This window comes from Kribbella ginsengisoli (assembly GCF_039537185.1).
GTDB classification, from domain to species: Bacteria; Actinomycetota; Actinomycetes; order Propionibacteriales; family Kribbellaceae; genus Kribbella; species Kribbella koreensis.
Window position 1 is genome coordinate 163,915 of sequence record NZ_BAABAA010000003.1, and the last position, 25,439, is coordinate 189,353.

The 25,439-nt window shown below is 69.0% G+C and carries 25 protein-coding genes; 10 read left to right on the forward strand and 15 right to left on the reverse strand.

Annotation, left to right across the window (positions count from 1 at the left end; all coding sequences use genetic code 11):
* Positions 1 to 894: 894 nt before the first annotated feature.
* Positions 895 to 1,500 (reverse strand): MBL fold metallo-hydrolase, encoded by a 606-nt coding sequence (locus ABD768_RS14435; protein WP_343976923.1) that lies wholly within the window; start codon positions 1,498 to 1,500, stop codon positions 895 to 897.
* A complete protein-coding gene (locus ABD768_RS14440; protein WP_344840936.1) occupies positions 1,500 to 2,594 on the reverse strand; it encodes an S-(hydroxymethyl)mycothiol dehydrogenase in 1,095 nt (364 codons plus the stop codon). The genes ABD768_RS14435 and ABD768_RS14440 overlap by 1 nt, the downstream gene beginning before the upstream one ends.
* 128 nt (positions 2,595 to 2,722) lie before the next feature.
* On the opposite strand from ABD768_RS14440, the gene ABD768_RS14445 reads away from it, so the two are divergent.
* The 4 genes from ABD768_RS14445 to ABD768_RS14460 all read left to right on the forward strand — a co-directional run bounded on the left by ABD768_RS14445 (position 2,723) and on the right by ABD768_RS14460 (position 6,424).
* The gene (locus ABD768_RS14445; protein WP_344840937.1) at positions 2,723 to 3,619 is read left to right on the forward strand and encodes an ABC transporter ATP-binding protein; all 897 of its coding nucleotides are present in this window, start codon (positions 2,723 to 2,725) and stop codon (positions 3,617 to 3,619) included.
* Positions 3,619 to 4,452, forward strand: a complete 834-nt coding sequence (locus ABD768_RS14450) for an ABC transporter permease (RefSeq protein ID WP_343976914.1) — start codon at positions 3,619 to 3,621, stop codon at positions 4,450 to 4,452. Before ABD768_RS14445 ends, ABD768_RS14450 begins: the two co-directional genes overlap by 1 nt.
* Before the next feature lie 110 nt (positions 4,453 to 4,562).
* Positions 4,563 to 5,780, forward strand: a complete 1,218-nt coding sequence (locus tag ABD768_RS14455) for a histidine kinase (protein WP_343976911.1) — start codon at positions 4,563 to 4,565, stop codon at positions 5,778 to 5,780.
* Positions 5,780 to 6,424 carry a response regulator gene (locus tag ABD768_RS14460; RefSeq protein WP_344840939.1) on the forward strand — a complete coding sequence of 215 codons (645 nt, stop codon included), beginning with the start codon at positions 5,780 to 5,782 and terminating at the stop codon, positions 6,422 to 6,424. Before ABD768_RS14455 ends, ABD768_RS14460 begins: the two co-directional genes overlap by 1 nt.
* Positions 6,425 to 6,432: 8 nt before the next feature.
* Here ABD768_RS14460 and ABD768_RS14465 read toward each other — a convergent pair whose 3' ends face one another.
* The 3 genes from ABD768_RS14465 to ABD768_RS14475 all read right to left on the reverse strand — a co-directional run bounded on the left by ABD768_RS14465 (position 6,433) and on the right by ABD768_RS14475 (position 8,409).
* Complete coding sequence (locus ABD768_RS14465; protein WP_344840940.1) at positions 6,433 to 7,317, reverse strand: hypothetical protein; 885 nt, start codon at positions 7,315 to 7,317, stop codon at positions 6,433 to 6,435.
* Positions 7,314 to 7,550 carry a hypothetical protein gene (locus tag ABD768_RS14470; RefSeq protein WP_344840941.1) on the reverse strand — a complete coding sequence of 79 codons (237 nt, stop codon included), beginning with the start codon at positions 7,548 to 7,550 and terminating at the stop codon, positions 7,314 to 7,316. Before ABD768_RS14470 ends, ABD768_RS14465 begins: the two co-directional genes overlap by 4 nt.
* A gap of 97 nt (positions 7,551 to 7,647) precedes the next feature.
* Positions 7,648 to 8,409 (reverse strand): isoprenyl transferase, encoded by a 762-nt coding sequence (locus ABD768_RS14475; protein WP_344840943.1) that lies wholly within the window; start codon positions 8,407 to 8,409, stop codon positions 7,648 to 7,650.
* Between the two features lie 194 nt (positions 8,410 to 8,603).
* On the opposite strand from ABD768_RS14475, the gene ABD768_RS14480 reads away from it, so the two are divergent.
* Together ABD768_RS14480 and ABD768_RS14485 are read left to right on the forward strand one after the other, a co-directional pair.
* A complete protein-coding gene (locus ABD768_RS14480; protein ID WP_344840944.1) occupies positions 8,604 to 9,197 on the forward strand; it encodes a hypothetical protein in 594 nt (197 codons plus the stop codon).
* An 824-nt stretch (positions 9,198 to 10,021) separates the two neighbouring features.
* Entirely contained in the window at positions 10,022 to 10,192 is a 171-nt protein-coding gene (locus ABD768_RS14485; protein WP_343976896.1) for a hypothetical protein, read from the forward strand.
* A gap of 262 nt (positions 10,193 to 10,454) precedes the next feature.
* Here ABD768_RS14485 and ABD768_RS14490 read toward each other — a convergent pair whose 3' ends face one another.
* Together ABD768_RS14490 and ABD768_RS14495 are read right to left on the reverse strand one after the other, a co-directional pair.
* A complete protein-coding gene (locus ABD768_RS14490; protein WP_344841408.1) occupies positions 10,455 to 11,453 on the reverse strand; it encodes a PhzF family phenazine biosynthesis protein in 999 nt (332 codons plus the stop codon).
* A 425-nt stretch (positions 11,454 to 11,878) separates the two neighbouring features.
* Positions 11,879 to 12,172, reverse strand: coding sequence for a DUF1330 domain-containing protein (locus ABD768_RS14495; RefSeq protein WP_344840946.1), 294 nt, complete (start codon positions 12,170 to 12,172; stop codon positions 11,879 to 11,881).
* Between the two features lie 125 nt (positions 12,173 to 12,297).
* Between ABD768_RS14495 and ABD768_RS14500 the strand changes: the two genes are divergently transcribed.
* Positions 12,298 to 13,200, forward strand: coding sequence for a LysR family transcriptional regulator (locus ABD768_RS14500; RefSeq protein WP_344840948.1), 903 nt, complete (start codon positions 12,298 to 12,300; stop codon positions 13,198 to 13,200).
* 240 nt (positions 13,201 to 13,440) lie between these two features.
* On the opposite strand, the gene recO is transcribed toward ABD768_RS14500, so the two are convergent.
* The 3 genes from recO to ABD768_RS14515 all read right to left on the reverse strand — a co-directional run bounded on the left by recO (position 13,441) and on the right by ABD768_RS14515 (position 16,087).
* Entirely contained in the window at positions 13,441 to 14,199 is a 759-nt protein-coding gene (gene recO, locus ABD768_RS14505; RefSeq protein ID WP_344840950.1) for a DNA repair protein RecO, read from the reverse strand.
* 80 nt (positions 14,200 to 14,279) lie between these two features.
* Complete coding sequence (locus ABD768_RS14510) at positions 14,280 to 15,107, reverse strand: SDR family oxidoreductase (RefSeq protein ID WP_344840952.1); 828 nt, start codon at positions 15,105 to 15,107, stop codon at positions 14,280 to 14,282.
* Complete coding sequence (locus ABD768_RS14515) at positions 15,104 to 16,087, reverse strand: aldo/keto reductase (protein ID WP_343983968.1); 984 nt, start codon at positions 16,085 to 16,087, stop codon at positions 15,104 to 15,106. The genes ABD768_RS14510 and ABD768_RS14515 overlap by 4 nt, the downstream gene beginning before the upstream one ends.
* A gap of 136 nt (positions 16,088 to 16,223) precedes the next feature.
* Here ABD768_RS14515 and ABD768_RS14520 point away from each other — a divergent pair, with 136 nt between their 5' ends.
* From ABD768_RS14520 to ABD768_RS14530, 3 genes are read left to right on the forward strand one after another with little or no spacing between them, the layout of a single operon-like run.
* Positions 16,224 to 19,328 (forward strand): FtsX-like permease family protein, encoded by a 3,105-nt coding sequence (locus tag ABD768_RS14520; RefSeq protein WP_344840953.1) that lies wholly within the window; start codon positions 16,224 to 16,226, stop codon positions 19,326 to 19,328.
* Positions 19,325 to 20,164, forward strand: a complete 840-nt coding sequence (locus ABD768_RS14525) for an ABC transporter ATP-binding protein (RefSeq protein ID WP_343983972.1) — start codon at positions 19,325 to 19,327, stop codon at positions 20,162 to 20,164. The genes ABD768_RS14520 and ABD768_RS14525 overlap by 4 nt, the downstream gene beginning before the upstream one ends.
* Positions 20,161 to 20,838, forward strand: coding sequence for an ABC transporter ATP-binding protein (locus ABD768_RS14530; protein WP_343983974.1), 678 nt, complete (start codon positions 20,161 to 20,163; stop codon positions 20,836 to 20,838). Before ABD768_RS14525 ends, ABD768_RS14530 begins: the two co-directional genes overlap by 4 nt.
* Here ABD768_RS14530 and ABD768_RS14535 read toward each other — a convergent pair whose 3' ends face one another.
* The 5 genes from ABD768_RS14535 to ABD768_RS14555 all read right to left on the reverse strand — a co-directional run bounded on the left by ABD768_RS14535 (position 20,839) and on the right by ABD768_RS14555 (position 25,409).
* Positions 20,839 to 20,961 (reverse strand): hypothetical protein, encoded by a 123-nt coding sequence (locus ABD768_RS14535; RefSeq protein WP_344840954.1) that lies wholly within the window; start codon positions 20,959 to 20,961, stop codon positions 20,839 to 20,841.
* Entirely contained in the window at positions 20,951 to 21,259 is a 309-nt protein-coding gene (locus ABD768_RS14540) for an SAV_915 family protein (RefSeq protein ID WP_344840956.1), read from the reverse strand. Before ABD768_RS14540 ends, ABD768_RS14535 begins: the two co-directional genes overlap by 11 nt.
* 75 nt (positions 21,260 to 21,334) lie before the next feature.
* Positions 21,335 to 22,801: a GNAT family N-acetyltransferase gene (locus tag ABD768_RS14545; RefSeq protein ID WP_344840957.1), complete on the reverse strand. Its 1,467-nt coding sequence runs from the start codon at positions 22,799 to 22,801 to the stop codon at positions 21,335 to 21,337.
* Between the two features lie 40 nt (positions 22,802 to 22,841).
* Entirely contained in the window at positions 22,842 to 24,560 is a 1,719-nt protein-coding gene (gene leuA / locus ABD768_RS14550; RefSeq protein WP_344840959.1) for a 2-isopropylmalate synthase, read from the reverse strand.
* Positions 24,561 to 24,773: 213 nt separating this feature from the next.
* Positions 24,774 to 25,409 (reverse strand): DUF2867 domain-containing protein, encoded by a 636-nt coding sequence (locus ABD768_RS14555; RefSeq protein WP_344840961.1) that lies wholly within the window; start codon positions 25,407 to 25,409, stop codon positions 24,774 to 24,776.
* Positions 25,410 to 25,439 lie beyond the last annotated feature (30 nt).

The following is a 25,439-nucleotide window of genomic DNA, read 5'->3' on the forward strand; positions in this document are numbered from 1 at the left end:
CGTGGCGGTCGCCGGGCTCGGCACCGGGCTCGACCGCCTGGCTGGGCCAGCGAGCCCGGGCCGCCGGGCTCGGTCGGGGTGAGCGGGCCGACCGCCAGCCCATCAATGGGCGCAGACCTCCCGGGTCGGAGGCCTACTCCCCCGGGCCCCCAGGGCCCTGAGCGACCGATTGATGGCGTGGCGGTCGCCGGCCTGGACCGCCGGGCTGGACCGCCAGGCTGGGCCGGCGGGCTGGGCCGGCGAGCCCGGCCGGGTGAGCGGGCCGACCGCCAGCCCATCAATGGGCGCAGACCTCCCGGGTCGGAGGCCTACTCCCGCGGGGCCCCGGGGCGTGAGCGACCGTGAGGGGCCCTGAGCGACCGATTGATGGCGTGGCGGTCGCCGCCCGGACCGCCGGACTGGACCGCCGGACTGGACCGCCGGGCTCGGCCGCCGGGCTCGGCCGCCGGGCTCGGCCGCCGGGCTCGGCCGGCGAGCCCGGCCGGGGTGAGCGGACCGCCAGCCCATCAATGGGCGCAGACCTCCCGGGTCGGAGGCCTACTCCTGCGGGACTCCGGGGCCCTGAGCGACCGATTGATGGCGTGGCGGTCGCCGGCCTGGACCGCCGGACTGGACCGCCGGGCTGGGCCGCCAGGCTGGGCAGCCAGGCTGGGCCAGCGAGCCCGGGCCGCCGGGCTCGGTCGGGGTGAGCGGGCCGACCGCCAGCCCATCAATGGGCGCAGACCTCCCGGGTCGGAGGCCTACTCCTGCGGGGGCCCGAGGCGTGAGCGGCCGATTGATGGCGTGGGGGTCGGAGGGTTCGCCGCCGGGCTCGGCCGCCGGGCTCGGCCGGGCGAGCGGCCGAGCCCGCGGGCGGGCGGGCGGGACGGCGAGCGGGCGGGGCGGGCGGGCGGGTCAGCTGATGTTGTCGGTTTCGGCGATGATCGTGGTGGTGTCGCCGTGGCCGGTGTGGACGGTGGTGTCGGGCGGGAGGGTGAGGAGGTTGGTGCGGATGGAAGCCAGGATCGTGGGTTTGTCGGAGTAGGAGCGGCCGGTGGCGCCGGGGCCGCCGTGGAAGAGGGTGTCGCCGGTGAAGACGGCGTTGAGGGCTTCGGCGTACAGGCTGGTGCTTCCGGGGCTGTGGCCTGGGGTGTGGATCGCGCGGAGCGTCGTACCGGCTACTTCGAAGGTGGTGCCGTCGGCCAGGTCGTGGTCGGGTGCGACGTCGTAGACGGTGTCCCAGAGCATGCGGTCGGCGGGGTTGAGCCAGATGGGCGCCTTGACCGCGTCGCGGAAGTCCACAGCAGCGTTGATGTGGTCGTTGTGGCCGTGGGTGCAGACCAGGGCGACCACGCGGCGGTCGCCGACCGCCTCGACGATCGCGGCGGCCGAGTGGGCGGCGTCGATGACGAGTACTTCCTCGTCGTCGCCCACCAGCCAGACGTTGTTGTCGACGTCCCAGGTGCCGCCGTCGAGGCTGAACGTGCCGGACGTGATGACGCGTTCGATCCGGGCCGGCATCAGAACAGCACCACCGATCGCAGGACGTCGCCGTGGTGCATCTTCTCGAACGCCGCCTCGACCTCGTCCAGCGCGATCGTCTCGGACACGAACCGGTCCAGCGGCAACCGCCCCTGCAGGTGCAGGTCGATCAGCAACGGGAAGTCGCGCGACGGCAGGCAGTCGCCGTACCAGCTCGACTTGAGCGACCCACCCCGCCCGAAGAAGTCCAGCAACGGCATGTCGAGCGTCATCTCAGGCGTCGGTACGCCGACCAGCACCACGGTCCCGGCGAGATCGCGCGCGTAGAAAGCCTGCTTCCACGTCTCCGGCCGACCGACCGCGTCGATCACCACATCCGCGCCGAACCCACCGGTCAACGACTGCACCGCCTCGACGACCCCGTCGTGATCCAGCCCCTTCGAGTTGACCGTGTGCGTCGCGCCAAGCTCCATCGCGACATCGAGCTTCCGCTGGTCGATGTCGACCGCGATCACCCGGGCAGCCCCGGCCAGACGCGCGCCGACGACTGCCGCAGTACCGACGCCGCCGCACCCGATCACCGCAACCGTGTCGCCACGACCCACGTTGCCGGTGTTCACCGCGGCGCCAAGGCCGGCCATCACGCCACAACCGAGCAACCCGGCCACCTCGGGCTTCGCCGCCGGGTCGACCTTCGTGCACTGCCCCGCCGCGACCAGCGTCTTCTCGGCGAACGCGCCGATGCCCAGCGCAGGCGACAGCTCGGTCCCGTCGGCCAGGGTCATCTTCTGCTTCGCGTTGTGCGTGTTGAAGCAGTACCACGGGCGCCCGCGCAGGCAGGCGCGACAGTTGCCGCAGACGGCGCGCCAGTTCAGGACGACGAAGTCACCAGGCTCCACGTCCGTCACCCCCTCGCCGACCGACTCGACGATTCCCGCGGCCTCATGGCCCAAGAGGAAAGGAAAAGAATCGTTGATGCCGCCCTCGCGGTAGTGCAGGTCGGTATGGCAGACGCCGCACGCCTGGACCTTCACGACGGCCTCGCCCGGGCCGGGGTCGGGAATGGTGATCTCTTCGATGGTCACTGGTGCGCCCTTGCTCAGGGCGACGACTCCACGCACGGTCTGACTCATGCCCAGACGCTAACCCGAAAAAGTCCCGTAGGCATCCCGTACTACGGGTGTCTGTCCACCGGTCGGTGGACAGCCGGTCCGTCGTCCGATGCTCCTGCGGGACCCCCTCCGGACGCGAGGCTTGAGCCATGACAGAGACAGACTTCGCAGTACGGGTCCGCGGGCTCGTGAAGCGCTACCCGGACAAGGTCGCCGTCGGTGGCGTCGACCTCGACATCCACCGCGGCGAGGTGTTCGCGCTGCTCGGTCCCAACGGCGCCGGCAAGACCACGACCACCGAGGTACTCGAGGGGTACCGCCAGGCGGACGAGGGCGAGATCAGCGTGCTGGGCACCGATCCCGCCCACGCCGACCGCGCCTGGCGGAGCCGGATCGGGATCGTGCTGCAGACCTCGCGCGACGAGGCCGAGTCGAGCGTCTCCGAGCTGGTCCGGCACTACGCCTCCTACTACCCCAACCCGCGCGACCCCGACGAGGTCATCGCCGCGGTCGGGCTCGAGGACAAGCGCAAGACCCGCCCGCGCAAGCTGTCCGGCGGTCAGCGCCGCCGGCTCGACGTGGCGCTCGGCGTGATCGGCAACCCGGAGCTGCTGTTCCTGGACGAGCCGACCACCGGGTTCGACCCCGAGGCCCGCCGGCAGTTCTGGACCCTGATCGAGAACCTCCGCACGGGCGGTACGACGATCCTGCTCACCACCCACTACCTGGACGAGGCCGAGCACCTGGCCGACCGGGTCGGCGTGATCGCGGACGGCCGGATGATCGAGGTCGGTACGCCGGAAACGCTCGGCGGCCGTGGCGCCCGGACCGCGAGGGTCTCCTGGTCCGACGCGGACGGCCCGCACGAGTTGCGCACCGACCAGCCGACGGCGGAGGTCGCGGCGCTGATGGCCCGCTTCGGGGGCGAAGTACCGGAGCTCGAAGTACGGCGCCCGAGCCTGGAAGACATCTATCTGGACCTGATCGGCAAGGCCTCCGCTACCGCCGCTGCCGACGTCGAAGCGATCGAAGCAGGAGCACTCTGATGGCCGCCACCTCGCACAACACCACCGACAAGCCGTTGCCGTCGACGATGGCGATCGGTGTCGCCCGGACCAAGCTCGAGGTCCGCGAGTTCTTCCGGGAGCGGGAGGCGCTGATCTTCACCTTCTTCTTCCCGATCATCTTCCTGGCCATCTTCTCGGCCGTCTTCGGTGACACCGACTTCGGCCAGGGCGTCAACGCCGCCACCTACTTCACGCCCGGGATGATCGCGTCCGGCATCTTCTTGAGCAGCTTCCAGTCGCTCGCGATCAGCATCGCGCTGGAGCGCGACGAAGGTCTGCTCAAGCGGCTGCGCGGTACGCCGATGCCGCCCCAGTCCTACTTCATCGGCAAGATCGGCCAGGTGCTGATCACCTCGGTCGCGCAGATCGCCTTGCTGCTGGCCATCTCCGGGCTGCTGCTCGGCGTCGACCTGCCGACCGACCCGTCCGACTGGATCAACTTCGCCTGGATCTTCGTGCTCGGTACCGCGTCGGGGTCGGTACTGGGGATCGCGTTCAGCGTCGTACCGAAGTCCGGCAAGGCGGCCTCCGCCGTCGTCACGCCCGTGGTCCTGCTGCTGCAGTTCATGTCCGGGGTGTACTTCGTCTACAGCAGTCTGCCGGCCTGGATGCGCGGCGTCGCCTCGGTCTTCCCGCTGAAGTGGCTCGCCTCGGGCATGCGGTCGGTGTTCCTGCCCGACGACTTCGTCCAGACCGAGCCGGGGCAGTCCTGGCACCTCGGCATCGGCGCGATCGTGCTGGCCGTCTGGCTGGTGGCCGGGCTGATCGTCGCCCAGCGGGTGTTCCGCTGGACCCGGCGAGACGCCGGCTGATGTTCGGCACCCTGGACTCTGCGCCGATGCCTTCCCCGCCCCAGCACCCCGGTCAGGCCACCGGAGGCGCGCTGAGCGACCTCCGGTGGGTCTGGAGGAAGATGGTGCGCATGGAGCTCACGCAGACCAAGGTGGACCAGCCGATCTGGGTGCGCACCCTGATCGGCTGGCACATCGTCTTCTACGGGCTGCTCGGCGTCACCGCGATCGCCGCTCTCTTCGCCTCCGACCTGACCAGTCCGCGGCGGATCGCCTTCCTGGCTCTGGTCGCAGTACTGGCCCTCTCCTACCGGCTGCTCGCGATGCCGGCGATGGTCTCGCGCAACCGGTGGCAGGCCCATCTGTACCGCGCTGTGATGATCGCCTGTGTCAGCGGGGCCGTGGCGCTCTTCCCGCCGTCGGTGTTCATCCTGTTCATCGTCTCACCGCAGATCTGGCTGCTGAGCGACCGGATGCACGACGCTGTACCGCTCAGCTTCCTGCTGCTGTTCGCGGTCGGCACGGCTCAGCTCTGGGCGGCCGGCTGGACCATGACCGCCTTCTGGGACATCTTGCCGTGGATGGTGATCAGCCTGGTGGTGAGCCTTCTGCTCGGCATCTGGATCGACAAGGTGATCACCCAGAGCCAGCAGCGGGCCGAGCTGATCGAGCAGTTGGAGGCCGCCCGGGACGAGCTTGCTGAAGCTCACCACACTGCGGGTGTGATGGCCGAGCGGGAGCGGATGGCTCGCGAGATTCATGACACGCTCGCGCAGGGGATGACGAGCATCGTGATGCTTTCGCAAACGGCTGCTGTCGAGCTCTCGCGTGGTGCGGTCGAGCCGGCGGCCGCACGGTTGGCGGCGATCGAGGACACGGCTCGCGAGAATCTGGCTGAGGCCCGGGCCTTGGTGGCGGCCTTTACGCCGGTCGCGTTGAGTGGGGCGACGCTGGCCGAAGTACTGCAGCGGCAGGGTGAGCGGTTCGCGGCAGAGACCGGGGTCGACGTACAGGTTTCGCTGGACATGGCTGACGACGAGGTTGCTGCGTTGCCTCAGGGGCAGCAGGTGGTTTTGTTGCGGGCGGCTCAGGAGTCGCTGGCGAACGTACGGAAGCACGCTGGAGCCACTCGGGTGCGGATCCTGCTTGGGATGTCGGCTGATGGGGTGGCGATCGAGATCAGTGACGACGGGGCTGGGTTCTCGCCGTCGGCGGCCACGGGTGGGTACGGGTTGGCGGCGATGCGGGGGCGGGTCGAGGAGTCCGGCGGCACGGTGTCGGTCGACAGCGCGCCGGGGCGTGGTACGCGGGTGCAGGTACTCATCCCGGCGACGGGTCAGGAGGATTGATGACGGTACGGGTGCTGGTGGTGGACGACCATCCGGTGGTCCGGTCGGGGCTGATCGGGATGCTCGCGGTGACCGACGACATCGAGGTGGTCGGCGAGGCGGGCGATGGCGAGGAGGCGCTCGCGCTGGTCGAGTCCACGCGGCCGGACGTCGTACTGATGGACCTGCGGATGCCGCGCCGCGACGGGGTGTCGGCGACGGGCGCGATCGTGTCGGGCCATCCCGCGACCAAGGTGCTGGTGTTGACGACCTACGACACAGACACCGACATCCTGCACGCCGTCGAGGCCGGCGCCGCCGGTTACCTCCTGAAGGACACCCCGCATGCCGAACTCCTGGACGGAATCCGAGCGGCGTCCCGCGGCGAAACAGTCCTGGCGCCACCCGTAGCCGCCCGCCTGATGTCCCGCCTCCGTACGCCGGCCGTCCCCGCCGCCGTCCAGCCGTCCCCGCGCGAACTGGAAGTCCTGGCCGCCGTGGCCCGAGGCCTCAGCAACGCCGAAATCGGCCGAGAACTCTTCATCGGCGAGGCGACGGTCAAAACCCACCTACAACGCCTCTTCACCAAACTGGATGTAGACGACCGCACCCGAGCCGTCACCGTCGCCATCGAACGAGGCCTACTCCCGTCTCCCCGCCGCTGAATGCTGTCTCAGCGTTCCAGGGTTGGGTTTTGGGTGGGGCCGTTGAGGCGGCGGCTCAGGTCTGACTCGGAGGGGCCTCCGGGGGGACCTTGGTGTGAGGGTGGGGTCGGGTTGAGGCCGGCCCGGGTGGCGTTGGCGAGGTCGACGCTGCGTTGGGCTGCGTCTTCGGCGGCTGGGCGGGCGGCGGTGAGATCCTCGTTCGCGCCGTCCAGTCGTTGACGAGCCGACCGCAGGTTGCTGCCGAGCTCCGTGCGGGTCTGGTCGATCGTGTTGGAGATCCGGCCGTCGGTACCTACGCTCGGCGGCGAGTTGACCAGGCGATGGGCCGTCTCGCGGGCGGCCGTCAGTTGCGTCTTGGCGTTGCTGACTCCGGTACCGGCGGTGCCGATCGAGTTCTCCATCGTGCTGACGCGCTGCCGCAGGATCGCCGTCTGCTTGAGCTGCTCGGCGGCCTGGGGCGTCGGCTCGCCGTGCTCATCCCGCTCGACGGGCAACTGCTCCAGCTCGTCGAGAAAACCCTTGCCATGCGTGAGCGCCCGCGAACTCCGATCGAGGTCGTCCCCGATCTCGTCGAGCCGGCCGATGTCGCGCTGAAGGCGCCCGTCGAGCTGATCGCTGGTCAGACCGGCGCTGTAGAGCGCTCTCCGGATGTCGTCGGTCGCGTTGTCCCGCGCGCCTGGCGTCTCGGCCCGCCGGCCGAGCATCTCGCCCTCGTACGCACGCTGCGCAGACACCCCGAGAGTCCCCGCCTCCTCCAGCCTCGCCTCGAGCAATCGATCGAAGTCCGCCGTCGCCTGCCGCGCCGACATCATCGCCGACCGCGCCGCCACCAACGCCGACGCCGTCTGATCAGTAAGGCTCGCAGCCCGCTGCCGATCCTCCGCCACCGTCATCGCCAACCACCTTCCGCCTGACCGTTGTCGGCTGTCGTGCCGTTGCCGGCCGCAACGTTGCCCGGCCCGGTGTCAGCGCTGCTCGGCGGGTTGGCGGCGAGGGCGGCCAGGCGGTCGTCTTCGGCGAGGGCGTCGTCAAGTACGGAGCCGACGCCGCGGATCTCCGTCTGGGCACCCTGCAACTCCCGCGCCAGTGCCTGCTCCGGCGTCTCACCCGTCGGCTGCTCTTGCACGGTCCTCGGCTCCTTCTGCGACGACATCCATCGGTCGATTGGCGAGCCTAGACCCTCGACGGGCTCACCCGGCGTTACGTAGTACCGGCTGGTGTGGTCAGGTCTGCTCGACCTGGTTGGGGACCGCGCCGCCGTAGCGACGGTCGCGCTGGGCGTAGAGCTCGATCGCGCGCCACAGATCGCGACGATCGAAGTCCGGCCAGAGCGTGTCGAGGAAGACCATCTCGGCGTACGCGAGCTGCCACACCAAGAAGTTGGACGTCCGCTGCTCCCCCGACGACCGCACGAACAGGTCGACCGCGGGGATCTCCGGGTGGTACAGGTGCTTCGCGATCGTCTTCTCGGTGATCCGGTCCGGGTTGAGCTTGCCCGCGGCAACCTCCGCGGCGATCGACCGCATCGCGTCCGCGATCTCCGCCTGGCCGCCGTAGTTCACACAGAACTGCAGCGTGATCGTGTCGTTGTTCTTGGTCCGCTCCTGCGCGTACTCGAGTTCGTCGATCACGCTCTTCCACAGCCGCGGCCGCCGCCCCGACCACACGACCCGCACGCCCATCGCGTCCAGCTCATCGCGCCGCCGATGGATCACGTCCCGGTTGAACCCCATCAAGAACCGCACCTCATCAGGCGACCGCGCCCAGTTCTCCGTCGAGAAGGCGTACGCCGACAGGTACTTGACCCCGATCTCGATCCCGCCCTTGATCACGTCGAGCAGCGAAGCCTCGCCCGCCTTGTGCCCCTCGGTCCGCGGCAGATTCCGCGCCTTCGCCCACCGCCCGTTGCCATCCATCACGATCGCCACGTGATTAGGCACCAGTTCCTTGGGAATGACCGGCGGCCGAGCCCCCGAAGGATGCATCTCCGGAGCAACAACCTCCCCGCGCCGACCTTCCGATACCCGACCCCGACGACGACCAATAGGCGACATACCCAAATCCTCCCAAACCCCTCCCGCTGCAACTTCCTGCACCCCTGTGGACAACCCCACCCCTGAACACCCTCCGTATGCAACCCTTGTACCGCCCGCAACCCACCCGATCGGAGCCCTCCCCAATGCCCCGCCGACCGCTTCTCCTAACCGTTGCCCTCTGCGCGCTCCCCCTAGCCGCCTGCAACAACTCCCCCGAAGCCGGTCAACCCAACACAGCCCCCGCCACCTCAACAACCCCGACCCCCACCGCTCCCTCGACCCCCACGTACACCTCAGAAGAACAAGCCGCTATCACCGCGGCCAAAGCCCGCTACGCCGTCGCGCGAGCCGCCGCGGGCGCTGCACTCGCGCAACCGGGTAAAGCCACCCGTGCTGCGCTGGAGAAGGCCGGAAACGGCGGTGAATGGGTCAACGCCATCGCAGACCAAATCGCCACTGAACAAGAGAACGGCTGGTACCAGACCGGAGCCGCCAAGATCGTCTCGACAGCGGTCAAGTCGGTAAATCTGACGTCGACCCAGCCTGAGGTGCGGCTCACCAGTTGTATCGACAGCACCAGCCTGGTAACCCGCTACCAATCCAACGGTCAGCCCGTTCCAGAGGGCTCGAGCGACGGCCCCCGGCACAAGTTTCAATCGCGGCTCGTCTATGCGCCTGATGCCGGCGGCAAGAAGATGTGGTTCCTCGTAGAAGAGAAGGTCGCAGGAGCATGTTAGCCAACCGGCCGACCTCACTTCAGAGAGCCGTCGTATGCACTGTCATCGCGCTGGTGGCGCTCGTGTCACCGAATCAGGCTTACGGCAACCCGCCGAAACCGGTGGGTGACTATGTCCTGACCTGTGATCCTCTCAGCGGCGAATGCACCTGGCGACTGCGGTCAGCCGTGCATGACCCAGGACAGAGGAAGCACATCCCTGGTAAGCCGGGCGGCAAGACCGCCAAGCCTGCCTGCAACTTCAAGGGCGCTGCGCAAGCCTGTACGAATTCTGTTCTCGGAAATTGGTCCAACAGCCAGCAGTGCTACCTCCAGCGTGAGGTGCCGGATCCACCACCCGGCGACCCTCGATGGGAAGGCCATACGGATGGTTCCGTCTGGGCATGCGTGCGCGAACAGGGTTACAACCTTGGCCGCCACTACGTGACCAGGTGGCTCTGGCTGCCTGGACCTCCAGAAACGGTGGTGACTGATCCCGTAACGCTTGCCTATCAGGCGATCGCGAAGATGAATCTGCAGGCGCCGCAGGTGCGGTCTGCGCCGGGGGTTGGGGAGGTTGGGTTGGTGAATATGCCGGTGTGGTTGTGGGTGGAGAGGTCGGAGAGTACGTACGGGCCGATTACTCGGTTTGCTGAGGTGCCTGGGCTTCGGGTTACTGCGACGGGGGTTGTGAAGGCTATCGATTGGAAGATGGGGGATGGGAAGACGGTTCGGTGTGAGGGGGCCGGTACGCCGTACAGCAAGGCGAAAGGGATCAGCGACTCGCCTGATTGTGGGTATCGGTATCGGAAGACTTCGCACTCGCAACCGAACTGTCAGTACCCGGTGAGTGCGACTGCTCAGTGGAGCATCACTTGGGAGAGCACGTTGGGTGATACCGGGCAGATCGACATGACCCAGCAGGCGACGACGCAACTGCGGATCGGCGAGGCGGTGCCGGTTCTGGTGGATCCGGGTGGCGGTCAGCCGACGGTCGAATCACCTGACAACTGCTGACTTCTGTCACCCGGGCGGCGCTCCCGTAGTACAGCATCTACTCGGCTGACCTCGCGCAGTACAAGCGACAGCCGAGCGTCCGCCGGTATGGGCGCCCGGAGCCGAGGTGTCAGTCCGCCTTGAGACGCCTGCGGGGATCGCAGTAGAGGGCGGTCTGGTTGGGCGTACCGCGCGGCCGCAGTCGCCGGCCGGGTGCTGCCGGATGTCGGCGTCGAAGGACCCGCAAGATCGCCATGGTCGGCGTCTCCGAGGGCGTCGTGCGTCAGGGGTGACGCACGACTGTTCGGGCGATGGTTGCTTGGCCGCCTACGCGTACTGGGTGGTCCGGGTGGGTGGCGTCGATGGTGGCCGTGATGGTGGAGGGGTTACCGAGGTGGTCGCCCATGTCGACGATGAGGTGGGTCTTGTCGACGGCGACGTGGGACTTGTCGGCGGCGAGGTGGGTCGTGTCGACGATGAGGTGGGTCGTCTCGGGTCGCGTCAGGTGGTTCGTGTCGGGTCTCTTGGGGCGGGTCGTGTCGGATCGGGTCAGGTGGGTCGTGTCGGATCGGGTCAGGTGGGTCGTGCCGGATTGGGTCAGGTGTGCGGCTAGGCAGGCTGTGCTGTTGGCGTTGGCGATGTCTTCGGGGACGCCGATTGATGGGGCGAACATCCGGGCGGCTGCGCGGCCGTGCCGGTCTGGGATGGAGTAGGCGTAGCAGCCGAGCAAGCCGTAGCGGTCGCAGGCGGCACGGAGCAGATCGAAGTCTGGGGAGAGGTTGGCCAGCGCTGCGCGCGATCGGACTGGTAGGAGAAGTCTCGGCCGCCCGTTCGAGGCCACGCAGGCGTTGCCGGCGACGCCTTCGCTTGCCTGGCGGCGACCTCGGAGACGCCCTTCGCCGTCCAGGCCGAGACTGGTGGTGATCGCCTTCAGTTCGGATGCGTGGGCGGCGCGCAGGGTGATCGGGCCTGGGTCGAACGTCGCTGTCACGCTGCCTGGTTGAGGTGGCCGGTGGTCAGTACGGTGCGGTGTGTCGACGGAACTGTCACGGGTTCGGATGGCCCAGCCTTCGAAGGTGCGGCTCTTCGTCGACAGCACGGCGTGGAAGGTGCTGCCGCCGTTGCGGATGGCGAGCAGCGCCAGGGCCGCGACGGTGCCGTGGCCGCAGGCAGGCAGTTCGCCTTCGGTGGTGAAGAACCGGAGCGAGTACGACGGACGGCCACGCGCGACTCCGGTGGTACGGATGAAGACGGCGTGCGATGTGCCCAGCTCAGCCGGAATGCGGCATCGCTCCTCGTCGGTCTACGACGCCTCGTCGAGAACAGCCGTCGGGCTCCCACCCCGGCCCTGCCGCTGACACGCATCGACAACCACCACCTCAGTCATCGCACCAGTCCGCTCGTCAGCAGCATCGTCGGCGGCGGCGTCATCAGCCGCGTCGGCGGCGTCATCAGCCGCGTCGGCGGCGTCGGCGGCGGCGTCGTGGTCGGCGGCGTGGTCGTGGTCGGCGGCGTGGTCGTCGGCGTCGGCGGCGTCGTCGGCGTGGTCGTGGTCGGCGGCGGCATCGTCGGCATCGGCACCGCCGGCGTCGTCGGCATCGGCATCGGCATCGGCATCGGCATCGGCGTCAGCGGCGGCGTCAGCGGCGGCGTCAGCGGCATCGGCAACGACAGCAGCGGCGTCGTCGGCGGCGGCACTGGCGGGGGTCAGGTGATGGCTTCGATGATGCGGAAGTCGCGTTGGAAGGCGGTGGGGAGGGTGAGCAGTGCCTTTTGGTAGGCCTCGGTTTCGTAGGCCGCGACGGCCTGTTCGAAGGTGTCGAATTCGACTAGGACTACGCGTTCCGTGATGCCGGACTCGTGGGCTACTACTCGGGCGCCGCGGGAGAGGGTGCGGCCGCCTGCGGCGCGGACAGCCGGGCCGGCTAGGTCGACGTAGGCAGTCAGAGCCTCCGGGTCGGAAATGGCGGGGTAGACGCTGACCCAGTAGCCCTTGGGCATGGAAACCTCCTGTGTTCGGGTGGACGGTCGTCCTCTTCGCAGGCTAGGGCTCGAGGTGCGGCCGAGGGAAAGACCGGTTCGGACTAGACTCAGAACGGCTGGTTATCAATCGGCAGGGAGGGCACGTGGCGCCGGATACGGTGAGTCTGCGGTACTTCCTGGTGCTGGCGGAGGAGTTGAACTTCACCCGTGCGGCCGCCCGGATCGGGATCGCACAGCCCGCCCTCAGCGCCCGGATGCGCCGGCTGGAGTCGGAACTCGGTACGGCTCTGCTGGTTCGTACCACCCGTAGCGTCGTTCTGACCACGGCCGGTGTGGCTCTGGCGGAGTCCGCGCCACCCGCGCTGGCGGCTCTGGACCGGGCATGGGATACCGCCCGGAGCGCAGCGGCCGGTGAACTCGGCACGCTGCGCATCGGATACAGCCTCAGCACCGGGGCCGAGACGGCACCGGCTCTGGTGGACAGGCTCATACGCAGCAGCCCGGGGCTCGAGGTCAGCGCCGTCCCGATGGCGACACCGGAGATCTCCCCTGCGGTCGCCGACGGCCGGATCGATGCGGGGATCACCCGCGGTGAACAGCCGGGTCGTGGCGTACGCCGGATCCTGCTGCGGCGTCAGCGCGTCGGGGTCCAATTGGCGCAGCATCATCCGCTGGCCGAACACCCGGAGATCGAGATCGCCGATGCGGCCGCGTATCCGCTGCGCCTCCCCGACCGTACGGCCAACCCCGTGATCCACGATCAGCTGTCCGCACTGTTCCGCGACGTCCGGCCGAGCCCCCGATTCCGCACGCCTGCGGTCTCTTTCGACATGTTTCAGCAAGACCTCCGCGACGGGCTCACCCTGGCCCCGGCTGGTGAAGCGGCGGTCACGGTACTAGCCGCCGGTCTCACGTGGCGACCACTGCGGGGCGCACCCGCCTTGACGATCCACCTGGTCCTCCCACGCCTGCAGTCCCCACTCCACCGCCGCATCCGTACGGTCGCCAAAGCCCTGGCCCACGAGCTCCACTGGCTGCCGGACTGACCGGCGGGCGCGCCGCCCGCAACGCAGCGCGGGGCGGGGCGGGGCGGGGCAACGCAGCACGGGGCGGAGCGGAGCAGAGCGGGGCGGAGCAGAGCGGGCAGCGCGGCGCAGAGCGGGCGCGAGGCGGGGCAGAGCGGGCGGCGCGGGGGCAGCGCGGGGCAGAGCGGGCAGCGCGGGGGCAGCGCGGCGCAGGGCGGGCGCGGGGCGGTGCGGGCAGCGCGGGCGCAGGGCGGGCGGGGGCTAGTTGAGGTTTAGTTGGGGAGCGGTGGTGGGGGTTAGGTCTAGGTGGCGGAGGGAGCGGAGGCGGTCCAGGTGGTAGGTGGTGAAGGCGGAGACGAGGGTGGTGGCTTCTCGGCGGGTTCTGGGGTCTGTGCGTTCTGCGGTGGGCCAGTCGCCGGTTAGGAGGGCCGCCAACAGAGTGACTGTGGCTTGGGACGGCATGGTGGAGGCGGGTGGGCGGCAGGTGCTGCAGACCATGCCGCCGGCGGCCGGGTTGAAGGCTCGGTGGGGTCCTGGTTCGCCGCATTTGGCGCAGTCGTCGAAGGATGGGGCGTAGCCGGAGATGGCCAGCGAGCGGAGGAAGAAGGAGTCCAGGACCAGGCCGGGGGTGCGTTCACCGGATGACAAGACTCTTAGGGCGCCGGCCAGCAGGAGGTGGTGCTGGGTGGCGGGTTCTTTTTCTTCTACCACCAGGCGGTCGGCGGTTTCCAGGATGACCGCGCCGGTGGTGTAGCGGGCGTAGTCGCTGACGATGCCTTCGCCGTAGGCGGCGATGGAGACCGCTTGGGTGACCACGTCCAGGGTGCGGCCGGTCGCCAGCTGGAGGTCGACGTGGCTGAAGGGTTCCAGGCGGGCACCGAAGCGGGACGAGGTGCGGCGGACACCCTTGGCGACCGCGCGGATCTTGCCGTGGCCGCGGGTCAGGAGCGTGGCGATCCGGTCGGCTTCGCCCAGTTTCTGGACCCGGAGCACGATCGCCTCGTCACGATAGAGCGGCATCTGATCATTCTCTCAGGTCCCGTCGACAATCCCCACGAGGCTGATACGGCGACGCAGGGCGCAGGTTCCGCCGGCGAGGTTCAGGACTTGGCGAGGTAGTCGGGGAGGCTGATGGCCGGGTGGCCGGTGATGTCTTCGACGGCGCTGCTCACGCCGCTCAGTTCGCCGCTGCAGATGGCGGCGTACGACGTGACCCACCCGGCCACCTCCCACGCAGCCGCACCGAAGCCCTCGCGCGACCGGTACGCCTCGTCGAGCGTCTCCGGCTCGTACCGCACCGGCCGCCCCCACGCCGAGCTCATCAAGGAAGCCGCCTCGGTCAGCGTGAACGCGGAAGGCCCAGTGAGGTCATACGTCATCCCGGAGTGCTGAGACGACACCAGCACCCGAGCCGCCACCGCCGCGACATCATCACGCGCGACCGCTGCGACCCGCCCATCCCCCGCCGGCCCGCGGATCACACCATCAGCGCCGACGAACCCCGGCAAGAAGTCCAGATACAGGTTGTCCCGCAAGAACGTGAAGTCCACACCGGTCGAGCGCACATGCTCCTCGGTGTGCCAATGATCCCGCGCAAACGTAAAAGTCGCCGACGGCGAAGCACCGACAAAGGAGGTGTAGACGATCCGCTGCACCCCCGCCGCCACCGCGGCATCAACAGTTGCCTTATGCAAAGAAACCCGGTCCGCCGACTCCGTCGCGCTCAGCAGCATCAAGGTCGTGACCCCGTCCAGCGCATTCAGCAACGCGGCCTTCTCCCCGTACGCCGCCTGCGCCACCTCCGCCCCGGCCAACGACGGCGCCCGCCCCGGATCCCGCACGATCAACCGCTGCGCCACCCCGTCCGCCGCGAGCAACCGAGCGATCCGCGACCCCAGCTGACCGGTAGACCCGGTCACACCGATCACTTGCCCACCTGATTCATGCCAGCAGGCGCGTACCGATCCCCCGCCACAGCATCCGGCGGGAACGCCGCATCCAGCTCCGCCAACTCGGAAGCAGACAGCGAAACGTCCACAGCACCAAGGTTCTCAGCCAGGTACTTCCGCCGCTTCGTCCCCGGAATCGGCACCACGTCGTTGCCCTGAGCAAGCAGCCAGGCCAGGGCCAGCTGACTCGGCAGCACGCCCTTCGACGCGGCAAGGGACTGCACGCGCGCCACCAGATCCAGATTGCGCTGGAAGTTCTCCCCGCTGAACCGCGGCATCCCCCGCCGCATGTCGTCCGGCTCGAAGTCGTCCGGCGAAGTGATCTGCCCGGTCAGGAAGCCACGCCCCAACGGGCTGAACGGCACGAACCCGATCCCCAGCTCGCGCAGGGTCGGCAGTACGCCGGTCTCCGGGTCGCGCGTCCACAGCGACCACTCACTCTGTACTGCGCTGATCGGGTGCACCGCATGTGCCGCCCGCACCGTCTCCCCCGACACCTCCGACAACCCCAGGTACCGGACCTTGCCCGCCTCCACGGCGAGAGCCATCGCCCCGACCGTCTCCTCGATCGGCACCTCCGGATCACGCCGGTGCAGGTACCAAAGATCCACGTAGTCGACTCCGAGCCGTCGCAGCGACGCATCAAGAGCCGAGGCCGCGTACTCCGGCCGCCCGTTGACCACGTTGGGCATGTCCGAGCCGACCCGCTGGAAGCCGAACTTCGTCGCCAGCACCACCTCGGACCGCCGGCCGGCCAGCGCCCGCCCGACGAGTTCCTCGTTGGCACCGTCGCCGTACACGTCGGCGGTGTCGATGAACGTGCAGCCGGCGTCGATCGCGGCGTGCACGGTGGCGATCGACTCCGCGTCGTCGCTCTGCACGCCGTACGACTGGGACATCCCCATGCAGCCGAGGCCGAGGGCCGAAACGGTCAGTTCTCCGAGGTGGGATTCACGCATGCCAAGAAACCTATACCGCAGTAACGACTCTGTGTCATTTGACCTCTGACGAGCTGCCCGACCCCGGATATCCGTATCTTCGGCCGGGTAGTGAATCGATGTCCAAGGGGCGGAACGGCTTAGGGGTGAGCCACTGATGTTTCTGAAGCAGGCGCTGCGGTACCGCTGGTCCCAGATGCTGGTGCTCGCCGGGGTGAGCGTGCTGATCGGCGCGTGCGCGACGTTCGCGCCGTGGTTCTCCCGCGCGGTCGAGCAGACGGTCACCACGGAGACCCTGACCAGCCAGTGGCTGCAAGCAAGCTGGCAACTCGAGTCGACACCACCGCCACTGCTCAGTGGCCCCAACGCCTCCGTGCTGCCCGAGCGGATCGCCACCCTGATCCCCGACGACCTGCGCCCGTTGTTCAGCCCGCCGATCTACGGCATGTCGGTCGAGGTCGGCTGGGCGCTCGGCAAGCCGGATCAGACCGGCAAGGTGGTCTGGCGGGATGGCTACTGCGACAAGCTCGTACTGACCTCAGGCAAGTGTCCGAGCGCCCCGAACGAGGCCGCCGTCTCGACCCAGGACGTGAAGAACTTCGGCGCCGACATCGGTTCCACTCTGAACGCCCAGTCCAGCAAGTACGCCGGTGGCGGCAAGCTCAAAGTGGTCGGCATCTACCGCGCCGACAACAACGACCCGTACTGGTACGGCCTCGGCCCGACCGGCCACTCGCTCCCAGCCAGCGAGACCCGCCCGGCCACGGCCGACTACATCTTCACCACCCGCGACACCCTCGAGAAGGGCGTCTGGGGCGCCCACTCGACCGTGGATGTCCACCCACTGCCAGGCAAAGCCCGGGTCGACGACCTGGCAAAGCTCCGTCAGGCCACCGAGGACTCCAACGTCAACGGCGCCTCGCTCGAGACGGCCAACACCTCCGCCTTGAGCAGTGTCATCGACGGGATCACCGCCGAGCGCAAGCAGGCCGCCACGATCATCCCGCTGGTGATGGTCCAGGTGGCCCTGTTCGGCGTCGTGGTGCTCGCCCTCGCACTGGCCGCTGTCGTCGACCAGCGCAGGCCCGAGCTGGCCGTGTCCCGGCTGCGCGGCGCCAGCTCACGGCGTACGGGCCGGTCGTTGGCCACCGAGCTCGCGGTGCCGGTCGTGGTCGGCACGCTGCTGGGCGGGCTGGTCGGGTTCGGGCTGCTGCTGGTGGTACGCAGTACCTGGCTGAACGACGGGGCTCCGCTGGAGCTGCCCTGGACCGTACCGGCCGCCGCGGCCCTCGCGGCTCTCGTTGGACTCGCAGTGGTCGCCTGGACCATCCGGGCGGTCATCAGCCAGCCGATCTCGACCCTGCTCCGCCGGATCGTGCCGCGGCGCCGGGGCCGGACCATCGGTCTGATCGATGTCATCGTCATCGTGGTCGCCTCGGCCGGGCTGCTGGGCGCGCTGACCGGCGGTGGTCGGGGTCCACTGCCCGTACTGACCCCAAGCCTGCTCGCCCTGGCGGTGGGCCTGACGTTCGCCCACCTCCTTCTCCCGACAGCGGGCCTCATCAGCAGGCAAGCACTGCGCCGGGGACAGCTCGGCCTAGCACTCGGAGCGCTCCAGGTGGCCCGCCGCCCGGCAGTGACCCGGATCGTCGCCGTGGTGGCCGTGGCGACGGCATTGGTCTCCTTCGCCGGCCAGGCCTCGTCCGTGGCCGACCGCAACCGCGACTACCGAGCCGGGTACGAGGTCGGCGCCGACGGCGTGCTGTCGATGGACGTACGGGTCTTCTCCGACTTCAGCACCGCGATCGACAAGATCGACCACGACCGGCGCTGGATGACCCCGGTCGTGCTCTCCTCCCCGTCGAACCCGGACGGCCTGCGCACGCTGATGATCGAGCCCGACAGCTACCAGCGGGTCGCCTTCCGCGGTGACCAGCTGACCGACGCCCAAGGCTTCCGGCAGCTCAAGGCCCCGACCGAGCCACCGCCGATCACGTTGAAGGGCGAGCGGCTGACCATCACCGCGACCCCTGGCGCACTGCAGCCCTACTACCCACCCACCGGGGACGGCGAGGAGGTCCCGGTCGGGCCACCCGCCAAGTCCGTCGTGCTCCAGGCCTCGCTCTTCAGCCACGACACCGGGTCCCGGTTCACCGTCGACTTCCCGCCGATGAAGCTGGACGCCGGCAAACAGGTCCAGCTCAGCAAGCAGATCGTCTGCCCCGAGACCTGCGACCTGATCCGGCTGGGCGTCACCCGCGAGCTGGGCGACTCGGCCGGCATCCGCGGCGAGATCACCATCGACAAGGTCGCCACCGACACCCAGCCGTCGATCCCGCTGGGCAAGGCCGGCAGCTGGAACGCGCCCGACCAGGCCGAAGGCGACGCCGTCAACCTGGGCAGCATCAGCGCGACCGACGGCCCGCCGGGCGGCCTGATCCTCGGCATCACCAGCATCGGCCGCGAGGTGAGCGTCCAGACCACCCGGATCCCGGTCGCCGTGCCGGCGCTGATCAGCCCGGAGTACGCGGTCACCCAGTCCCAGACCGTGCCCGGCCTGGACGGCCTCGCGTTCATGGTCGAGAAGCTCGACCGGCTGCAGACCGCGATCCCGCGCTACAGCGAACACACCGCGGTCGTCGATCTGGAGACGGTACGCCGATTGGGCGGCAGCGTGGCCGACACGAGTACCGACTTCGAGCTCTGGCTGAACAAGGACGGCCTGGCCCACTCGCAACAGATCATCGACGAGCTGGGCAAGGCCGGCATCCTGGCGACCCTCATCGACCGCAAGTCCGACCAGGTCGCCACCTACGGCCGCTCCGCGAGCGCGCTGGCCCTCCAGCTGACGCCGGTGATCGGCGTGGCCGGCTGGGCGCTCGCCATCATCGTGCTGCTGCTGATGATCGTCACCTCGTGGCGCTCCCGGGCCCAGGACTACGCGAGCCTGCGCATCACCGGCGTACCGGCTGCTACGACTGGCAGGGCGGCGAGGTGGGAGCAGACCGGGCCGGTCGCACTGGCCGCCTTGCTCGGCTCGGCCTGCGGCATCCTGGGCGCCCATGTCGCGCTGCCGATGATCCCGCTGTTCGCCCCGACCAGCCAACCGTCGCCGATCCCCCTCGACCTCGCCACCAACTGGGGCGTCGCATTGGCGCTGACGGTGATCAGTACGGCGATCATGACCGCGGCGACCCTCTTGCTCGGCACCGGCGTCAACCGGCGGGCCGGCTATACCCGGATCCGGGAGGAGCTGTCATGACCGGCCTCGCGATCAACACGACCGGCCTGGTGCACATCTACCGCAGCCAAGGGCACGACGTCGCCGCGCTGTCCGGAATCGGGATCAGTGTCCGGCCGGGCGAGCTGGTCGGGTTGCTCGGGCCGTCCGGCGCCGGGAAGTCCACGCTGCTGCAGCTCTGCGGTGGGTTGCTGACCCCGAGCGCCGGGCGACTGCAGATCGGCGAGCATCACATCGCCACCATGACCGAGTCCGAGCTGGACCGGATGCGTGCCGGCGACGTGGGCATCGTGCTGCAGGGGGCCGGGCGCAATCTCATCCCGTACCTCTCGCCCGAGGACAATGTCCGGTACGCGCAACGCGCCGCAGCAAAAGGCCGACCGCTGCCGGCGCCGAAGGAAGTGCTGGATCTCGTTGGCCTGAGCAACCATGCGCACACTCCGCTGGAACGGCTCACACCCGGTCAGATCCAGCTGTGCGCGGTCGCGGTCGGGATCGCCACGTTCCCTGGGTTGTTGCTGGCCGACGAGCCGACCAGCCAGCTCGATCACCGGGCACGCGACGAGGTACTGGCCGCGATCTCGACGATCAACAAGGCGACCGGTATGACCGTGCTGCTGATCACCCACGACCCGGACGTGGCCGCCGTGCTCCCGCGGACGATCACGATCAAGGACGGGCGGATCGCGTCGGAAGGCCGCTCGGGTGAGGAGTTCGCCGTGGTCGCGACCGATGGCTCGCTGCCGTTGCCGCCGCATGTCGCGGAGCTGCTGCCACCGGGAACGCTGTTGCGCGTGACCACCACCGAGGACGGCGAGGTCCGGTTGACGCCGGTCGAGCAGGAGGGCGAGGCATGATCACCGTCACCAACCTCACCGTCGCCTACGGCGACCTGGTCGCGGTGGCCGACGTGTCACTGCGGGTGCCGCCCGGCTACGTACTGGCGGTCAGCGGGCCGTCGGGGGCCGGCAAGAGTTCGTTGCTCTGGGCAATCGCCGGGGCGGTCTCGGCCAAGTCGGGCTCGGTCGAGGTCGACGGGCTCGAGATCGTCGACCGGCCGCGGGCGGCGGCGCACGGCGTCGTACTGATCCCGCAGGGCAACGGGTTGGCCCGCGTCCTCACGGCGCGCGAGAACCTGTCGATGCCGCTGCTGGCCGAGCGGAAGTTGCCATCCGACGACCAGGACCGCGACGAGGCGCTGGAGTCGATCGACGACATCATCGCGAAAGCGCTGTCTGACGTCGGGCTGGAGGACAGTGGCGACCACCTTGTCGAGGAGCTGTCCGGCGGCGAGCAACAGCGCGTCGCCGTCGCCCGCGGGCTGGCCCAGCGCGGCAAGGTGATCCTCGCCGACGAATCCACCAGCGAACTCGACAGCACCAACAGAGAGCGCGTTCTCGCCCTCCTGCGCGACGAGGCGGACCGCGGCGCGGCGGTCATCATCGCCACCCACGACCCGAGCGTGGCCGCCGGCGCCGACGGCCACGCCCTGATGGACGAGGGACACCTCAGCTGGGAACGCCGGCTCTGATCAGCCGAGCCAGTAGAGCAGGGCGGCGAGCGCGCCGATCACGACGACGATCCGGACGATCGCGACGAACTCGGGATCGAAGCGCTCCCGGCGTGGGTGCGGGTCGTAGGGCTCAACCGCCATGGTGGCCCACCAGTTCCGGCGTACGGATCTGAGCCACGTCCGGGCCGACGAGCATCGGGTCGAGCTGGATCACGCTGATGCCGAACGGCGCGAGCATCTCCCGCAGCGAACTCTCATGCAACCGAACCCACTCCTGCCGCGGCCCCGTTGCCGCCCGCAACAACTGAGCAGAACTGAACGCGATGCCCACCCGTACGCCGTCCGGCCGATGCCCCCATTGCAGAGCCGCGACGTCCAGCGCCCCAGCGCTACGGGTAGGCACGAATAACGGGACGGGATCACCAGTAGATGTAGTCACAGCCCCAACGCTAGATCGCCTACCCGCCGCAGACTCGCGTCCTCACACCCTTCACATACCTTCCCAACAGACCTCTCACAAGCCAATGAATACTGGCTCCGCGGGCGGCCCGTCGTCGCGCAACCGGGACAGCAGCACAGGCAGCGTGCGCGGCGACAGGTACTCCGGACCACGATGGCTCTGGATCTCCTCGAAGGTCAACCAGCGGTACCCATGCACGTTCTCCGCCTGCATCTCCTCCACCGACATCGAACCGGCCGGATCGAACGCATCGGTCCGCACCAGGAAGTAGTCGTTCGTCACTCCGTCGAACCCTGCGGCATGCCCATCAGCGACCGTCACCTGATGCCACAGGTGCGGCGCATCGGCAGGCGGCTCGATCCCGATCTCTTCGGCCAGCTCGCGGGCGAGTGCCTGCGGCAACGACTCCCCCGCCTCCACCCCACCACCAGGCGGCGCCCACACGGCGTGCCCATCGGCGAACTCGAAGCGCAGCAACAGGATCCGGTCCTCCGGGTCCAGCACGACAGCTCGCGCGGCAGGCCGAAGAGTCGGCGCGGGGAGTTCCAGCTCGCACTCGACGTTCTTCTCGCGGGCCACGAAACCGAAACGGGCGTTGACCTTCTGCATCGCGCCGTTCGTCTCGGCGGTCCAGGTGTGCAGCCATTTCTGGGTGGTCCGGTGCTCGGCGAGTTGCGCCAGGTTGGCGGCCTTCAGGTGCGCGCCGAGGTTGTGGCCGCGGTCGTCGCGCAGGACGAGCGTGTCCAACTGCTGCACGTTGTCCGGGTCGGTCAGCGGCAGGTACATCACCGTGTAGCCGGCCGGGCGGCCATCGAGAGTGCGGGCCAGCACGACCAAGGCCTGGTAGCTTCTGGCGGTTCGCTCCTCCAGCTGGCGGAGTTCGTCAGCGGTCCAGACCTTCGGCTCCCGGGACATCCCGCCGATCGGTACGTCGCGAGCCATCGCGCTGCGCAGGTCGGCGTACACCGGCAGGTACTCCTCCGGGCACGGACCCGCCCAGGAGATCAGCTCATACCCCTCCAGCGGCTCCAGTTCCACCCGGTGCTCGTACGGCAGCGGTACGACGAGATGGTCCTCGACATGCTCGACCACGAACCCGAGCTTGGCGGCGAACAGGGACCCGGGCCAGGTCTCGGGCGTGAAGCCGTCGGGAACGGCGAGCTCGGCCTGGTAGATCGTCCGGCCGAGCGACGCTGCCTTCGACCGCGCCCAGCCCCACAGTGCGGTGCCGATCCCCTGCCGCCGCTCGGCGGGCAGCACGTCGATCTCCACGATGACCGCGTCGAGATCGTTCTTCAGGTAGTACTCGAAAAGCATCGCGCCGACCACCCGCTCCCCGTCGAATGCCGCGACCGGGAGCCTGGTCTTGATCGGGTTGTCCGAGCGCAGGGAGTTCGCCGTCGCCTGGTGGCTGAAGACGAGTGGTACCTCGCGATCGGCGACGGCACCGGCTCGGAGTACGGCGTACCAAGCGTCGAAGGCCTGCGCGTCGTGGGGGTCGATCTCGCGGACGGTGATCACGCCCAGAGCCAATCAGCTCCGGGCGTGAAACACCATGCAATTACCGGGTGGCGCGGTTGATCGCCGAGACGACCGCCTTCAGCGAGGCAGTGAGAATGTTGGCGTCCCGCCCGACTCCCCAGTAGACGTCGTCGCCGACCTCGCACTCGACGTACGCCGCCGCCAGGGCGTCACCGCCGGCCGAGAGCGCGTGCTCGTGGTAGTCCAGCACCCGTACGTCGTACTTCAGCGGCCTGATCGCGTCGACGAAGGCCGACACCGGACCGTTGCCCTCGCCAACCAGCTCGTGCGGAACGCCGTTGGAGTAGACCTGCACCCGGAGCGCGTCGTTCTGCCCCTCACCCGAGGTCGAGTTGACGGTCAGCAGCGACAGCTTGCCCGGCGCCAGGTACTCGGCCTCGAAGATGTCCCACATCTGCTGGGGACCGACCTCGCCACCCTCGGCGTCGGTGTGCTGCTGGATCACCCGGCTGAACTCGATCTGCAGCCGGCGCGGCAGGTCGAGCCGGTGCTCCGACTTCATGATGTACGCGACGCCGCCCTTGCCGGACTGCGAGTTGACCCGGATGACCGCCTCGTACGACCGGCCGACGTCCTTCGGGTCGATCGGCAGGTACGGCGCCTCCCAGTGGATCTGGCCGACCGGGATGCCCTCGGCCGCGGCCTGCTTGTCCAGCGCCTCCAGGCCCTTCTTGATCGCGTCCTGGTGCGAGCCGGAGAAGGCGGTGTAGACCAGGTCACCGGCGTACGGCTGGCGCTCGGGGACGCGCATCTGGGTGCAGTACTCGACCGTCCGGCGGATCTCGTCGATGTCGGAGAAGTCGATCTGCGGGTCGATGCCCTGGCTGAACAGGTTCATCCCCAGCGTGACCAGGTCGACGTTGCCGGTCCGCTCGCCGTGGCCGAACAGGCAGCCCTCGACGCGATCCGCGCCTGCCATCAGCGCCAGCTCGGTGGCGGCCACCGCAGTACCGCGGTCGTTGTGCGGGTGCAGGCTGATGGTGCTGTGCTCGCGCCGGGTCAGGTTGCGGCCGAACCACTCGATCTGGTCGGCGTACACGTTCGGCGTCGACATCTCGACGGTGGCCGGCAGGTTCAGGATGATCTCGCGGCCCTCGGCCGGCTGCCAGACGTCGCTGACCGCCTCGCACACCTCCAGCGCGAACTCCAGCTCGGTGCCGGTGAAGATCTCCGGGCTGTACTGGTAGCCGAACTCGCAGTCGCCCAGGATCTCGTCCGCGTACTTCATCACCGTCTCGGTGCCCCGTACTGCGATGTTGCGGCACTCGGCCTTGTCGACGTTGAACACGACGCGGCGGAACAGCGGCGCGGTCGCGTTGTACAGGTGGATGGTGGCCTTCGGCGACCCCTCCAGCGACTGCACGGTCCGCTCGATCAGCTCGTCGCGGGCCTGGGTCAGCACCGAGATGGTGACGTCGTCGGGGATCGCGTCGCCCTCGATCAGGCTGCGGACGAAGTCGAAGTCGTACTGGCTGGCGCTGGGGAAACCGACCTCGATCTCCTTGTAGCCCATCTTCACCAGCAGGTCGAACATCCGCCGCTTGCGGGCCGGCGACATCGGCTCGACCAGTGCCTGGTTGCCGTCGCGCAGATCGGTGGACAGCCAGCGCGGCGTCTTGTCGACCGACTTGGCCGGCCAGGTCCGGTCCGGCAGCGCGATCGGCGGGAACGCGCTGTACCGGCCGATCGGCATGCCGGACGGTTGCTGAACGGGTTCGGGCTGGTTCTTCGGTGCCATGAGTGCGGGTCTCCTCGCGGGAAGTTGTGTACAGCTGGGTCGGGATCGACCGGCGTACGACGAAACTCCGCGGCGAGGAAACCGGCCTACGTCAGGCCTCGCCGCGGCAGCGAAGGAGAAGAAGCTGGTGCCGCATGATGCCTGTGAGTCTATGCACAACCCTGATCGGAGGTCGAACCAGGGGTCTCGCGGACCGAGACGGAGAGTGACGGCTCAGGCAGCGGCGCCGGCCCGCCAGTTGCGTCCGATCAGTCCCAGCAACGCCGGATAGACGAAGAGGTACCGGAACGGTTTGATCGCCGCCATGTACGCCGCCCCGCGCCGCCCGTTGGGTTTCACCAGCACCGCCATCTGCCCGCGATAGCCCCCGGCGCCGTCGGGCACCCAGCTGAGATGCAGCACTCCGTGCACCGTCCGGTTCGCCATCTCGGCGGCCCACTCGTCGTCCAGCAGGTAGAGCGGCTCGAAGGGCAGCTTGCCCATCTCCGGGCCGGCCGGAACCGCGCGCAGGTCGTCCGGGAAGCGGTCGCGCAACGTCTGCACCCGCCCACCGAGGCCGCCGCCCTCGTCGTCCCAGCCGAAGACCCGGCCGAGCTTCCACCGGGCCTCCCACAAAAACCGAACGATGAGCGGCGCGCCCGCCGGAAAGCCTTCCTCAGCGTCGCCGCCAGGCCCTCCCGCCCCTCTCGCTCCGTCGGCCCCCTCTGCTCCGAACGCGGTCAGCAGCCGCGGCAGCTCTCCTGGACCACCCGGGGTCGGCAGCGCCCAGACGTCTTCGACGGTGAAATCCGGGGTCAGTTCGTGGATCCGCCAGGGCTGGTCCGTGTGGGCGGCGAGCGGGAGTCTCATCGGTTCCTCCAAGGTCTGTACGCTTCCGTA